The organism is Streptomyces sp. NPDC102360, from assembly GCF_044766085.1.
GTDB lineage: Bacteria > Actinomycetota > Actinomycetes > Streptomycetales > Streptomycetaceae > Streptomyces.
The window spans coordinates 174,864-188,241 of record NZ_JBIWLG010000008.1 but is presented as its reverse complement, the minus strand read 5'-3'; the positions used below and the strand labels follow the sequence as shown (position 1 = coordinate 188,241).

Genomic DNA, 13,378 nt, shown 5'->3' with positions numbered 1-13,378 from the left:
CCCGGTACGGGACCGGCTCAGCGCCCCTGCTCGTACTGTCGCATCTGCTCCAGGCTGATCATGCTCGTGTCGAAGAGACTCGTCTCGTCGAGCGCGCCGTCCTGGGCCTGCGGCTGGAGCTGCTGGGGATCCTGCTGATGCTGTTGGTACGCGTACGGGTCCTGCTGCTGGTGCTGCTGATACGCGTACGGGTCCTGCTGGTACGCCGCGTACGGGTCCTGCTGGTAGGTGCCGTAGGCGTCCTGCTGGCCATAGGGCTGCTGCTGATAGCCGCCGTACGGGTCCTGGCCCTGCTGCTGCGCGTACGCGGGCTCGGGGGCCTGGGACGGGATCTGGGGGACCTGTGGGGGCTGCGGCATCTGCGGGGGCTGCGCCGCGGCCGGCTGCTGGGCCTGGGCTCCGCCGATCTCGGCGAGGCCCGCCAGGTAGTCGGCGTCGCTGGTGTGCGGCTGCCCCTCGCCGTCCACGGCCAGCGTGCCGAGGTCGTCGCTGGCGATGCGGCCGTGCAGCTTCTGGCGGCCCTTGCCGACGGCGTCGAGCGTCTTGGCGAGCACCGCCTCGAAGGCGCCGAGCTTGGTGTCCACATACGCGTCGGCGTCCCGGCGCAGCGTCTCCGGGTCGTGGCTGCGCTCGGGGGCGTCCTCGTCCTCGTAGCCCGCCTCGTCGACGCCGGGCCCGGTGCCGAGCAGCTTCTCGCGGCCACGGCCGACCGAGCCGAGCGTCTTGTTGAGGACGACCTCGAAGTTGGCCAGCTTGGAGTCGACGTAGTCGTCGGCCTCCGCGCGGACCTCCTCGGCCTCCTGGCGGGCCTCGGCGAGGATCCGGTCGGCCTCGGCCTGGGCGCGGCGGGCGATCTCCGTGTCGGCGATCAGGGTGCCGCGCTCGGCGTGCGCGCCCTCGATGATCCGCTCGGCCTCGGCGTGGGCCTGCTCGACCATCTGCTCGCGGCCGCCGATGAGCTCCTGGGCCTGGGCGAGGGAGCCGGGCAGCGCCTGGCGCACCTCTTCGAGCATCGCCAGCAGGTCGGCGCGGTTGATCACGCACGAGGCCGACATGGGCATCGAGCGCGCGCCGCCGACCGTGCCGACGATGTCGTCGAGCTTCTTCTGCACGTCCACCGTGTGCTCGCCACTCTCTCGTCTAGACGCCGGTTTGGCTGGGGTGTTGGAGACGGACGAGACGACTGTAAGCCCAACGTGCGCGTGCGTGTCACTTCTTGGGAAGGCGCTCCGTCAATGCCTCGTGGACCTGCGCCGGAACCAGGTGCGAGACGTCGCCGCCCCAGGCCGCGACCTCCTTGACCAGGGAGGACGACAGGAAGCTGTACGTCGGGTTGGTGGGGACGAAGAGGGTCTCCACGCCGGACAGGCCGTTGTTCATCTGGGCCATCTGCAGCTCGTAGTCGAAGTCGCTGACGGCGCGCAGGCCCTTGACGATGGCCGGGATGTCGCGCTGCTTGCAGAAGTCGACGAGGAGGCCGTGGAAGGCCTCGACCTCGACGTTGCCGAATTCGGCGGTGACCTCGCGGATCAGTTCGATCCGCTCGTCGACCGTGAACAGGCCCTGCTTCGACTGGTTGATCATCACTGCGACGTGCACGACGTCGTAGAGCTTGGAGGCTCTCGCGATGATGTCGACATGGCCGTTGGTGATGGGGTCGAACGACCCCGGACAGACTGCGCGGCGCACGGGAAGTCCCTCGCTCTCCGGTCCGGTCATCGTGCGTCGTCGCACGTGAGGGTGGTGTTCAAGGCGGCGCGACCGTACCAAAACGTGCCCTCGCCGTAGCGACGGGACCTCAGGCCCTCGAAGCCGTCAGGCCACCGGAATTCGCCGCCTCTGGTGCTGCGTTCCACGGTGACGAGTGCTTCGTCCGCGAGCCAGTCCCGCGTACGGAGTGTGAGCAGAATCTCTCGAAGATCATCGTCGGAGACGGCGTACGGAGGGTCGAGAAAGACCAGGTCGTAGCGGGCGTCCGGAGCCGGGCCCGCGAGGATTTGTTCCGCTTTTCCGGTACGCGCCTCTGCTCCTGGGAGGCCGATCGCGCGGATGTTCTCGCGGATCGTGCGGGCGGCGCGGGCGTCGGCCTCGACGAGCAGTGCGTGGGCGGCGCCGCGGGAGAGCGCCTCCAGGGCGACGGCGCCGGAGCCGGCGTACAGGTCGGCGACGCGGGTGCCGGCGAGGCTGCCGCCGAGGAGGGCCTGCCAGGTGGAGAAGAGGGCCTCGCGTGCGCGGTCGGAGGTGGGGCGGGTGCCGGTGCCTGGCGGCACGGCGAGGCGGCGTCCGCCGGCGGTTCCGGCGATCACGCGGGTCATCGCGCTGGTACGTCCTTGTCCTTGGGCGGGTTTCGGTGCGCCACCAGTTTGTCAGCCGCGCCCCCGGGACCGCCTGCCGGCACCCGTCCCCCTACGCCGCGGGGCTCTGCCCCGGACCCCGCTGCTCAATCGCCGCAGGGGCTTGATGGATCAAGCCCCGCCGGCGATTGAGGCGCGGGGTCCGGGGCGGAGCCCCGCGGCCGCGACGCCGGCAGGGCTGGGCTGGTTCGGGTCAGCCCTTGTCGAGGTACTGTTCGCGGTCCTCGTCGAGCAGCGCGTCCAGCGCGATGCGCAGGGCCGGCAGGTGGTCGAGCTCCGGGTCGGCCGTGACCACCTTCGTGGCCTCCTCCCGCGCCGCCGCGATGATCTCCTCGTCCTCGATCACGGCGAGCATCCGGAGGGACGAGCGGACGCCGGACTGGGCCTGGCCGAGGACATCGCCCTCGCGGCGCTGTTCGAGGTCGATGCGGGAGAGCTCGAAACCGTCGAGCGTGGCGGCGACGGCGCCGAGGCGGGCGCGCGCGGGGGCGGCCTCCGGCATCTCGGTGACCAGCAGGCACAGGCCCGGCGCCGAGCCACGGCCGACGCGGCCGCGCAGCTGGTGGAGCTGCGAGACGCCGAACCGGTCGGCGTCCATGATCACCATCGCCGTCGCGTTCGGCACGTTCACGCCTACCTCGATGACGGTCGTCGCCACCAGGACGTCCGTCTCCCCCGCCGCGAACCGGCGCATCACCGCGTCCTTGTCATCGGGCTGCATGCGCCCGTGCAGGACCTCCACCTTGAGGCCCTGGAGCGGGCCGCGCGCCAGCTCCTCCGCGACGTCGAGCACGGCCAGAGGCGGCCGCTTCTCCGCCTCGTCCTCGGCGGACTGCTTCTTGGCCTTGCCCTTCGCCCCCTTCTCGTCCTCGTCGTCGCCGATGCGGGGGCAGACGACGTACGCCTGGTGCCCGTTCTCCACCTCTTCTCGTACACGCTCCCACGCGCGCGCGAGGAAGTGCGGCTTGTCGGCCGCCGGGACCACGTGACTGGAGATCGGCGAGCGGCCGGCCGGCAACTGGTCCAGGACGGACGTCTCCAGGTCGCCGAAGACCGTCATCGCGACCGTGCGCGGGATCGGCGTTGCCGTCATGACCAGGAGGTGCGGTGGCTGCTTGCCCTTGGAGCGCAGGGCGTCGCGCTGCTCCACACCGAAGCGGTGCTGTTCGTCCACGACGACCAGGCCCAGATCGTCGAAGATCACCTTGTCCTCGATCAGCGCGTGCGTGCCGATGACGATGCCCGCCTCGGCCGTGGCCAGGTCGAGCAGGGCCTGGCGGCGGGCGGCCATACCCATCGAGCCGGTGAGCAGGACGACCTTGGTGGCGTGCTCCGACCCGCCCAGCATGCCGCCCTCCGCCAGTTCGCCCATCATCTCGGTGATGGAGCGGTGGTGCTGCTGGGCGAGGACTTCGGTGGGAGCGAGCATCGCTGCCTGCCCGCCCGCGTCGACGACGGCGAGCATGGCGCGCAGCGCCACCATGGTCTTACCGGAACCCACTTCTCCCTGGAGGAGTCGATGCATCGGGTGCTCGGTGGCCAGGTCGTCGAAGATCTCCTTGGAGACCTTCTGCTGGCCGTCGGTGAGCGTGAACGGAAGCTTCGCGTCGAAGGCCGTGAGCAGGCCGCCCGGCTTCGCCGCGCGCGCGACGGCGGTCAGCTGGGTCTCCGCGAAGCGGCGCCGGGCGAGGGCCACTTGAAGGACGAACGCCTCGTCCCACTTGAGGCGGTCCCGGGCGCCGGCGACGTCGTCCTTCGTGTGCGGCCGGTGGATCTTGAGCAAGGCCTCGGGCAGCGGGACGAGACCGCGGCCCTCGCGCAACGACTCGGGCAGCGGGTCCTCGGCCTCGGGTGCGCTGGGCAGCACCAGGTCGACGGCCTTCGCGATCTTCCAGGACTCCAGCTTGGCCGTGGCCGGGTAGATCGGCAGCAGTGCCCCGGCCCACGAGCCGACGGCTTCGGCGGCCTCGTCGGAGGACTCGGCGTTGAGCAACTGGTATGCGGGGTGCGCCAGTTGCATCTTCCGGTTGAAGACCGAGGCCTTGCCGGCGAACATCGCGCGCGTACCGGGCAGCAGGTCCTTGTGCGGCTTGTGGATGCCGCGGCCGAAGAAGACGAGCTGGAGCTGGCCGCTGCCGTCGGTGATGGTGACTTCGAGGCGCTGGCCCCTGCCGCCGTTGAACTTCAGGATGCGGGCGGTCGCGACCTGCGCGACGACCGTCACGTGCTCGTCGAGCGGCAGCTCCGCGAGGCGGGTGAGCTCGCCCCGCTCCGCGTATCTGCGCGGGTAGTGGTGGAGCAGGTCCCCGACCGTGTGCAGGCCTAGGTGCTCGGCCATCACCTTCGCGGTGGCGGGGCCGAGCACCTTCTTCAGTGGTTCTTCGAGCGCGGGCACGAGATCCATTGCACACCACGCCACTGACAATGGCCGAACCCATCCGGCGAAACGGGCCTCAGCCCATCTCGGGCACCGGCGTCACCAGCTTCCCGTGCGCCAGGTACGCAGTCAGGTTGTCCAGGGTCAGGCGCTCCATCTCGTCACGGGTCTGGACGGTGCCACTGGCCAGATGGGGCGTGAGCACCACGTTGTCCAGGGCGAGCAGCGGCTGGGGCACGTGCGGTTCGGCGGCGAAGACGTCCAGGCCCGCGCCCGCGAGGCCGCCGCCGGCCAGGAGGTCGACGAGCGCCTCCTCGTCGACCACGCTGCCGCGCGCGATGTTGACCAGGTAGCCCTCCGGGCCGAGTGCCTCGAGGACCTCGCGGGAGACGAGCCCGCTCGTGGCGGGGCCGCCGGAGGTGGCGATCACCAACACGTCGACGGAGGCGGCCAGTTCCGCCGGCGAGGCGGCGTACGCGTAGTCGACGCCGGGCACCTCGCGGCGGCTGTGGTAGCTGATCGGGCAGCCCATGGCCGCGAACCGGGTGGCGATGGCCCGCCCGATCCGGCCGAGCCCGAGCACGCCGATCCGGGCGCCGCTGACCCGCCGCGCCAACGGGACGGGACCCTCACGCGGCCAGCGGCCCTCGCGTACGTAGCGGTCGGCGGCGGAGATCCCCCGCAGCACGTCGAGCGTCAGCCCGAGCGCGGTGTCCGCGACGCAGTCGGTGAGCACGTCGGGGGTGTTGCTGACCACGATGCCGCGTTCCAGGGCGAGGCCGACGTCGGTGGTGTCGTAGCCGACCCCGAAGTTGACGACGGCGCCGAGGCGCGGCAGGGCGGTCATGAGGCTGGTGCCGACACCCGCGCGGCCGGAGGTGACGACGATGCCGACCTCGTCTCCGTACTCGGCCAGGAAGGTGTCGCGTTCGGGTCCTTCCTCCGGAAGGACGAGGGCGTCGTACGTGCTGCGCAGGGTCTGCGCGAGGGAGGGCTTCAGCGAGCCGACCGCGAGGACGCGGCCGACGGCGGCAGAGGTCGTGGTCATGCGGAAACTCCTTCCCGGACCGGCGCGCGGTCCAGGGCCGGTTCAGATCACTTTCTTGACGAGCGCGGCGAGTTCGGTGTGCTCGGCCTCGGTGAGGTCGGTCAGCGGCGGGCGCACCGGGCCCGCGCCGTGGCCCGAGACGGTGAGGGCGGCCTTCACGATCGACACCGCGTAGCCGGGTTGCCGGTCGCGGATGGCGATGTACGGCAGGACGAACTCGCGCAGCCGGTCGTAGACCTGCGCCTTGTCGTGGGCGCGCACGGCCGCGTAGAAGTCGCAGGCCCACTGCGGGGCGAAGTTGAAGATGGCCGACGAGTAGGTGGTGGCGCCGAGTTCGAGATAGGGCAGGGCGTAGGTCTCGGCCGTCGGCAGGCCCCCGATGAGGACGAGCCGCCCGTCGTGTTCGGCGTGCAGCCGGGCCATGAGGTCGATGTCGCAGACGCCGTCCTTGAACCCGATGAAGTTGGGGAACCGGGCGACGAGCCGGTCGACGGTCGGCGCCTTGAAGCGGGCGTTGGCCCGGTGGTACACGATCACGCCGAGCGAGGTGGCCGCGCAGACCCGGGCCACGTGCTCGTAGAGCCCCTCCTGTCCGACCTCGGTGAGATAGGGCGGCAGCAGCAGGATGCCGTCGGCCCCGATCTCCTCCGCCCGCCGGGCCATCTCCACCGCGGTCGCCGTGCCGTATCCGGCCGCCCCGATGATCGGCAGCCCGTCCGGCGCCTCGGCGACACTCGCCCGCAGCACCGCGTCGACGTCGGTGTGGCTGAGCGAGAAGAACTCGCCGGTGCCGCCCGGGGCGAAAAGGCCCGCCACGTCGTACCCGGTCAGGCGCTGCAGGTGCGCGCGGTAGGCCGGCTCGTCGAAGGCGTGGTCGGGCGTGGTGTGGGTGACGGGGAAGGACAGCAGGCCGGAGCCCAGGACGCGGCGCAGATCATCGGGCGAGAAACGGGCCATGGGGCAGCTCCAAGGGCGTTGGCGGATGAGGCCGGCTGGCCGCAAGCTAGCAGACGTTGATCACGGATAGGAATGGCGTCTACATATGAGTACGCCCCTTCCCGGCATACACGTGGGGCGTGCTCAACTTCCGTGCTTGCTCGACCTATTGACGCGCCCGAGAACCCCCACTTACCGTGCGTCCACAAATCGAAACGGCGTCTACATCCGTGGACATGCTGCTGCCTGTCGCGGTGGAGGAAGCCCCATGCCCCTTGTTCCCATCCCCGGTCGGGCTCTCGCTCTGGCGCTCGTCTGCACGCTCGCCGCGAGCGGCTGCACCGTGGCCAACAGCGCGTCGGTGACGGCGGGCAAGGACACGCTGCGCGTCGTGCTGCCGGAGGAGCCGCCCACCCTCGAACCCTGCGAGTCCTCGCTGACCTCCACCGGTGTGGTGGTGCGCTCCAACATCACCGAGCCGCTGACCGAGCGCGATCCGCATTCGGGCAGGCTTCAGCCGAAGCTCGCGACCTCCTGGAAGCGCACCTCCGACACCCAGTGGACGTACACCGTCCGCGAGGGTGTGCGGTTCAGCGACGGTTCGCGGTTCGACGCGAAGGACGCCGCGTACTCCATCGACCGCGCGGTCAACTCGAAGCTCGGCTGCAATGTCGAGGGCTACGTCTTCGGGGACATGGACGTGAAACTGTCGACGCCCGACGCCCACACCCTCAAGGTGACGACGCCCGAGGCGGACCCGATCCTGCCGCTGCGGCTCTCCTTCATCGAGATGGTGCCGACGTCCACCGACGCGAAGAAGAAGGTGCGCGAGCCGATCGGCACGGGCCCGTACCGGATAGCCGACTGGGAGCCGGGCCTGCGGCTCTCCCTCGCCGCCAACAAGCGGTACTGGGGCAAGGCCCCCGACTACCGCAAGGCCCTCTACCAGTGGCGCCCCGAGGGCAGCGTCCGCGCCGCCATGGTCACCAACGGCGAGGCGGATGTGGCCACTTCGCTCGGCCCGCAGGACGGGGCGGGCGACACCGCGGTCACGTATCCGAACAACGAGACCACCGCGCTGCGCATGCAGCTCGGTGAGGCGCCGCTGAACGACGCGCGGGTGCGCAAGGCGATCAACTACGCGATCGACCGCAAGGGCATCGTCGACTCCCTCTACCAGGGCGACGCCAAGGCCGCCTCCCAGCTCGTGCCCTCCGGGATCACCGGGTACGACAAGGGGCTGAAGCCCTGGCCGACCGACCTCGCCAAGGCGCGCAAGCTCCTGGCGCAGGCGAAGGCCGACGGGGTCGATGTCGGGAAGCAGATCCGGCTGATCAGCCGGACCGCGCTCTTCCCGAAGGTCGACGAGACCGTGCAGGTCATCCAGAACGAGCTGGCGGGGATCGGCCTCAACGTCAAGATCCAGATGAAGGACACCGCGGGCAGCACCGAGTTCCAGGAGCGGCCGTTCCCCAAGGACACGGGGCCGTATCTGCTGCTCATCCAGCACGGGAACCAGGCCGGTGACGCGGCCTTCTCCATGGACCAGTACCTGCTGAGCAAGGGGTTCCAGAGCTCCGGCGGGACGGCGGCCTTCGACCGGAAGATCCGTGCGGCGGAGGCCCTCACCGGGGAGCGGCGGCAGCGGGCGCTTGGTCGGGTCTTCGCCCGGGAGCCGGATGAGATCACGCAGTACGCGTATGTGGCGCACATGTACGGGATCACTGCGTTGGCTGATGGGGTGCGGTATCGGCCGAACTCGGCGACCGGGGATGAGATGCGGTTGGCCGAGTTCCGGCACGTCGAGTGATGGCGGTGGTGCGTCCTCCGCTCGCGGGGCTCCGCCCCGGACCCCGCTGCTCAAACGCCGCAGGGGCTTGAAAGATCGGGGCTCTGCCCCGGACCCCGCGCCTCAATCGCCGGCGGGGCTTGAAGAGCCTGCTCAATCGCCGCAGGGGCTTGAAATGCGAACCGCCCGGCCTTCCGGGCTTGAAGAAGACTTCCTTCGAACCTAGGGACAGCGATGTTCCATTTTCTCCGCCGTCGGACACTGACCAGCGTTCTGCCGCTGCTCGCCGTACTCCTCGGGGTGTTCGTCCTCGCGCGGCTCACGGGCGATCCGTCGTCCTTGTATCTGCCCGAGTCCGCCACCCCGGCCCAGCGCGCCGCCTTCGCCGCCCGTAATGGTTTCGACGACTCGATCTGGCAGCAGATCGCCGACTACTTCGGCGGCGTCTTCCAGCTCGACTTCGGTGAGTCGCTGCGCACCGGCGAGTCCGCGGCGACGATGGCGCTGCGGGCATTCCCCGCCACGCTGCAACTCGCCTTCGCGACGATGCTGATCGCCGTGATCGGCGCGGTGGTCATCGGCAGTTGGGCGGCGTTCCGGCCCAACTCCCTTGCGGACCGCGTGTCTTCGTTCCTGTCCATGACCGCCGCGAGCGTCCCCGACTTCTGGTTCGCGATCACCGGCGTATGGATCTTCGCCGTCACGCTCGGCGCGCTGCCCACCTCGGGTGTCACCGACGGGATGCTCTCGTGGGTGCTGCCGGTGGCCACGCTGGTGATCCGGCCGCTCGGCGTGCTCACCCAGGTGGTGCGCGGCGCCATGGTCTCCGCGCTCTCCGCACCGTACGTGCGACTCGCGCGCAGCAAGGGGGCCGGGAGCGTCCGGGTCGTCAGCCACCACGCGCTGCGCAACGCCGCCGCGCCCGCGCTCACCGTGGCGGGGGACCTCGCCGTCTCGCTGGTCAACGGGGCCGTGGTGGTGGAGACGATCTTCGGCTGGCCTGGCATCGGAAAGCTGATGATCGACTCCATCCTGGGCCGCGACTTCGCGGTGCTTCAGGCCGCGGTGCTGATCACCGCGATCACCATCTTCGCGCTCAACATCGTCATCGACGTCTGCTACGCGCTGCTCGACGCGCGCGTGCGCGAGACGGCGACGGCCTGAGGAGGACGCCGTGAGTACCTCGATCGACAAGCCCGCCTCCAACGCCCCTGCCGCTGCCCCTGCGGAGAGCGCTTCCGCACCCCGCGGCAGCCACGTCCCCCTGTGGCGCATGCTGCTCCGCGACCGGGTCGCCACCGTGGCGGCGGTGCTGCTCGTCCTGATCGCGCTCACCGCGGTCCTCGGCCCGCCGCTGCTGGGCGACTCCGCCACCGACCAGGACCTGAAGAACGCCAACCAGGCGCCCTTCTCCCTCGACCACGGCTGGCTGGGGATCCTCGGCACCGATCCGCTCGGCCAGAGCATGCTGGCCCGGCTGATCGTCGCCGCCCGCACCACGTTCAGCGTGGCCGTGCCCGCGGTGCTGCTGGCGCTGGCCGTCGGCTCGGTCATCGGCATGTGGGCGGGCTACCACCGCGGCCGCCGGGAGACGGTCGCGATGCGCGTGGCCGACGTCATCATGAGCTTCCCTTCGCTGCTCATGGCGGTCGTCGTGCTGTACGTCTTCTCGCCGAGCATCGCCAACCTCGTGCTCGTCCTGACCGTCACCCGGCTCCCGGTCTACCTGCGCACCGCCCGCTCCGAGTCCTCCGAGTTGCAGAGCCGCCTGTTCGTGGACGCGGCGCGGACCTTCGGCACGTCCAGCGGGGCGATCATCCGCCGGCACGTGTTCCCGATCGTGCTGCCGACGCTGCTGACCCTCGCGACGCTCGAATTCTGTTACGTGATGCTCGCGGAGTCCTCGCTGAGCTTCCTCGGCATCGGCATCCAACCGCCCGATGTGAGCTGGGGGTTGATGGTCTCGCAGGGGCGGACGTATCTGCAGAGCGCGTGGTGGCTGACGTTCTTCCCCGGGCTCGCCATCGTCATCACGACGGTCTCCGCGACCGTGCTCGCCTCCTGGGCGCGGCTCGCCACCGACCCCGCGCAGCGCTGGCGCCTCGCCCTGCCCCGCAAGGCGCGACGCCGCGCCGCCCCAGCTACTCAGGAGGCCACGTCGTGACCGCAACCGCCCTTGAAGTGGACGGCCTCAGCGTCGACATCCGCACCCCGCACGGCACCGTACGCGCCGTCGACAAGGTGGGTTTCCGGGCGCGCCGCGGCCGCACTCTGGCCCTGCTCGGCGAGTCCGGCTGCGGCAAGTCGATGACCGCGCAGGCCATCGTGTCGCTGCTCGACCCGGCCGCCGAGGTGAGCGGGGGCCGGGTGCTGCTCGACGGCACCGACCTGGTCGCGGCCGACGAGCGGACCCGGCGCGCGCTCGCCGGACCCGAGCTGGCCATCGTCTTCCAGGACGCGCTCACCGCCCTCAACCCGGTCTACACGGTGGGCACCCAGCTCGCCGAGCCGTTCCGGATCCACCGCGGGATGTCCCGCAAGCAGGCCCGCAAGGAAGCGATCGAGCTGATGGCGCGGGTCGGCATCCCGGAGCCGGAGAGCCGGGTGGACGCCTATCCGCACCAGTTCTCCGGCGGCATGCGCCAGCGTCTCCTGATCGCCATCGCGGTCGCCCTCTCCCCGTCCGTGCTCCTGGCCGACGAGCCGACGACCGCGCTCGACGTGACCGTGCAGGCGCAGATCATGCAGCTGCTGCGGGACCTGCGCGCGGAGCGGGACATGAGCGTCGTACTGATCACCCACGACCTGGCCCTCGTCTCCGAGCAGGCCGACGAGGTCGTGGTGATGTACGCCGGCACGGTCGTCGAGTCGGGTCCCGTGCGCGAGGTGTTCGGCGCGCCCCGCCACCCGTACACGAAGGGCCTGTTGGACTCGGTGCCGGTGCACGCCGCCCGCGGCGAGGAGCTGCGGTCCATCGGCGGCGCCCCGCCGGACCTGCACTCGATCCCGTCCGGCTGCGTCTACCAGGACCGCTGCCCGCTGGTGCGCGACCTGTGCCGTACGCGGCGCCCCGAACCGGCCGAGGTCGCGCCGGACCGCACGGCCGCCTGCCACTTCTCCGACGAGGTGACCCGATGACCGACAAGCCGCTGCTGCAAGTACGCGAGCTCACCAAGACGTTCCAGGTCCAGGGCGCCGGCAAGGGGCGCCGGTTGCGCGCCCTGAACGGCATCTCCTTCGACCTGAAGCGCGGCGAGACCCTCGGCCTCGTCGGCGAATCGGGCTGCGGCAAGTCCACGCTGGCCCGCACGCTGCTGATGCTGGAGCGGCCCGACGGCGGCAGCGTCCGCTTCGACGGCGTGGACCCGTTCGCCCTCAAGGGGGCGGAGCTGCTGGCGTGGCGGCGCCGGGTGCAGATGGTGTTCCAGGACCCGTTCGCCTCGCTCAACGCCCGGATGACGGCCGGCGAGATCATCGGCGAACCATGGCGCACCCACAGGACCCTGCACCGCACGGCGGCCGAACGCACAACCCGCGTACGGGAGTTGCTCGATCTCGTCGGACTGCGCAAGGGCGACGAGCAGCGCTACCCGCAGGAGTTCTCAGGCGGCCAGCGCCAGCGCATCGGCATCGCCCGCGCGCTCGCCCTCTCCCCCGACGTGATCATCTGCGACGAGCCGGTCTCCGCGCTCGACCTCTCCGTACAGGCGCAGGTGCTCAACCTCCTCAACGACCTGCAACGGCAGCTCGGCGTCAGCTACCTCTTCATCTCCCACGACCTGTCGGTGGTCCGGCACGTCGCGGACCGCGTGATGGTGATGTACCTGGGCGGCGTCGTGGAACAGGGCGACACGGAGTCCGTCTTCGACCGCGCCCTGCACCCGTACAGTTCGGCGCTGATGTCGGCCGCGCCGTCCCTCGACGCCGACACGCGCCGGGAACACATCGTCCTCCAGGGCGAGTTGCCGTCCCCGCTGTCGCCGCCGTCCGGCTGCCGGTTCCGCACCCGCTGCTGGAAGGCGACCGACACGTGTGCCTCGGCGGCGCCCGACCCGGCCGTCGACCCACGGGATCCGGGGCACACGGCGGCCTGCTTCCATCCGCTGGAGGAGGCCTCAGGGCTGGTGGCCGCGGGCGGCGACGGCGCGTGACACTCACCGGCTATCTGGTCGTCGCGGTCGCGGTGGTGATCGCGTCCTGTCTTCAGGCGTCCATCGGTTTCGGCATGGGGATGCTCGCCGCACCGGTGGTCGCCGTCGTGGACCCGTCCCTCGTACCGGGAACGCTGATCATTCAGGCGGGCGTGCTCACCCTCCTCGTGACGGTGGCCGAGCGGCAGCACATCGATCTGCGGGGCACGGGCTGGGCGCTGGTCGGGCGGGTGCCCGGCACGATCGCGGGAGCGCTGCTCGTGGCCGCGATGCCGCCCGAGGGCCTCGCCCTGATGCTGTCCGGCGTGGTGCTCCTGGGCGTCGTACTGACCTGCTTCGGCTGGGCGCCGCGACCGCACCGCCCTGTCCTGGTCCTCGCCGGTTCCGCCTCGGGGCTCCTCGGCACCGCGACCTCGATCGGCGGCCCGCCGATGGCCCTGGTCTGGCAGGGCAAGGACGCCCCGGTGCTGCGCGGCACCATGAGCGGGTTCTTCCTCATCGGCTCGGTGCTCTCCGTCGCGACGCTCGCCGCGACGGGCGCCATCGGTACGCACACGCTCCGGATGTCGGCCGTGCTCGCCCCCGCGTCGGTCGTCGGCTACGTGCTCTCGCGCTACGTGAACCGCTTCATGGACGCGCGACGGCTGCGCTGGGCCGCGATCGGGGTGTCGGCGCTGGGGGCGGTGCTGCTGATCGGCGAGCAGCTGCTGTGACCTTCGGTTG

The 13,378-nt window shown here is 70.8% G+C and carries 12 protein-coding genes; 6 read left to right on the top strand and 6 right to left on the bottom strand.

All coding sequences use genetic code 11. The annotated features are described in order from the left end of the window. Nucleotides 1-17 precede the first annotated feature (17 nt). From ACIRHA_RS28485 to kdgD, 6 genes are all read right to left on the bottom strand, one after another. Nucleotides 18-1,118 (bottom strand): ATP synthase F0 subunit B, encoded by a 1,101-nt coding sequence (locus ACIRHA_RS28485; protein ID WP_403851542.1) that lies wholly within the window; start codon nucleotides 1,116-1,118, stop codon nucleotides 18-20. A gap of 91 nt (nucleotides 1,119-1,209) precedes the next feature. Continuing rightward, nucleotides 1,210-1,689 carry a pantetheine-phosphate adenylyltransferase gene (coaD, locus tag ACIRHA_RS28480; protein WP_403851539.1) on the bottom strand — a complete coding sequence of 160 codons (480 nt, stop codon included), beginning with the start codon at nucleotides 1,687-1,689 and terminating at the stop codon, nucleotides 1,210-1,212. Between the two features lie 26 nt (nucleotides 1,690-1,715). Then, on the bottom strand, nucleotides 1,716-2,315 hold the full coding sequence (gene rsmD / locus ACIRHA_RS28475) for a 16S rRNA (guanine(966)-N(2))-methyltransferase RsmD (RefSeq protein WP_403851537.1): 600 nt from the start codon (nucleotides 2,313-2,315) through the stop codon (nucleotides 1,716-1,718). 232 nt (nucleotides 2,316-2,547) lie between these two features. Beyond that, nucleotides 2,548-4,758, bottom strand: coding sequence for an ATP-dependent DNA helicase RecG (gene recG / locus ACIRHA_RS28470; RefSeq protein WP_403851534.1), 2,211 nt, complete (start codon nucleotides 4,756-4,758; stop codon nucleotides 2,548-2,550). A gap of 49 nt (nucleotides 4,759-4,807) precedes the next feature. Then, a complete protein-coding gene (locus ACIRHA_RS28465) occupies nucleotides 4,808-5,779 on the bottom strand; it encodes a 2-hydroxyacid dehydrogenase (RefSeq protein ID WP_403851532.1) in 972 nt (323 codons plus the stop codon). Between the two features lie 42 nt (nucleotides 5,780-5,821). After that, entirely contained in the window at nucleotides 5,822-6,736 is a 915-nt protein-coding gene (gene kdgD, locus ACIRHA_RS28460; protein ID WP_403851529.1) for a 5-dehydro-4-deoxyglucarate dehydratase, read from the bottom strand. 247 nt (nucleotides 6,737-6,983) lie between these two features. Here kdgD and ACIRHA_RS28455 point away from each other — a divergent pair, with 247 nt between their 5' ends. From ACIRHA_RS28455 to ACIRHA_RS28430, 6 genes are all read left to right on the top strand, one after another. Continuing rightward, a complete protein-coding gene (locus ACIRHA_RS28455; RefSeq protein ID WP_403851527.1) occupies nucleotides 6,984-8,525 on the top strand; it encodes an ABC transporter substrate-binding protein in 1,542 nt (513 codons plus the stop codon). 213 nt (nucleotides 8,526-8,738) lie between these two features. Then, nucleotides 8,739-9,668 carry an ABC transporter permease gene (locus ACIRHA_RS28450; protein WP_403851523.1) on the top strand — a complete coding sequence of 310 codons (930 nt, stop codon included), beginning with the start codon at nucleotides 8,739-8,741 and terminating at the stop codon, nucleotides 9,666-9,668. Between the two features lie 10 nt (nucleotides 9,669-9,678). Further along, nucleotides 9,679-10,668 (top strand): ABC transporter permease, encoded by a 990-nt coding sequence (locus tag ACIRHA_RS28445; RefSeq protein ID WP_403851520.1) that lies wholly within the window; start codon nucleotides 9,679-9,681, stop codon nucleotides 10,666-10,668. Further along, nucleotides 10,665-11,642, top strand: coding sequence for an ABC transporter ATP-binding protein (locus ACIRHA_RS28440; protein WP_403851518.1), 978 nt, complete (start codon nucleotides 10,665-10,667; stop codon nucleotides 11,640-11,642). The genes ACIRHA_RS28445 and ACIRHA_RS28440 overlap by 4 nt, the downstream gene beginning before the upstream one ends. Further along, the gene (locus ACIRHA_RS28435; protein ID WP_403851515.1) at nucleotides 11,639-12,655 is read left to right on the top strand and encodes an ABC transporter ATP-binding protein; all 1,017 of its coding nucleotides are present in this window, start codon (nucleotides 11,639-11,641) and stop codon (nucleotides 12,653-12,655) included. The genes ACIRHA_RS28440 and ACIRHA_RS28435 overlap by 4 nt, the downstream gene beginning before the upstream one ends. Further along, nucleotides 12,652-13,368: a sulfite exporter TauE/SafE family protein gene (locus tag ACIRHA_RS28430; protein ID WP_403851512.1), complete on the top strand. Its 717-nt coding sequence runs from the start codon at nucleotides 12,652-12,654 to the stop codon at nucleotides 13,366-13,368. The genes ACIRHA_RS28435 and ACIRHA_RS28430 overlap by 4 nt, the downstream gene beginning before the upstream one ends. Nucleotides 13,369-13,378: the final 10 nt, after the last annotated feature.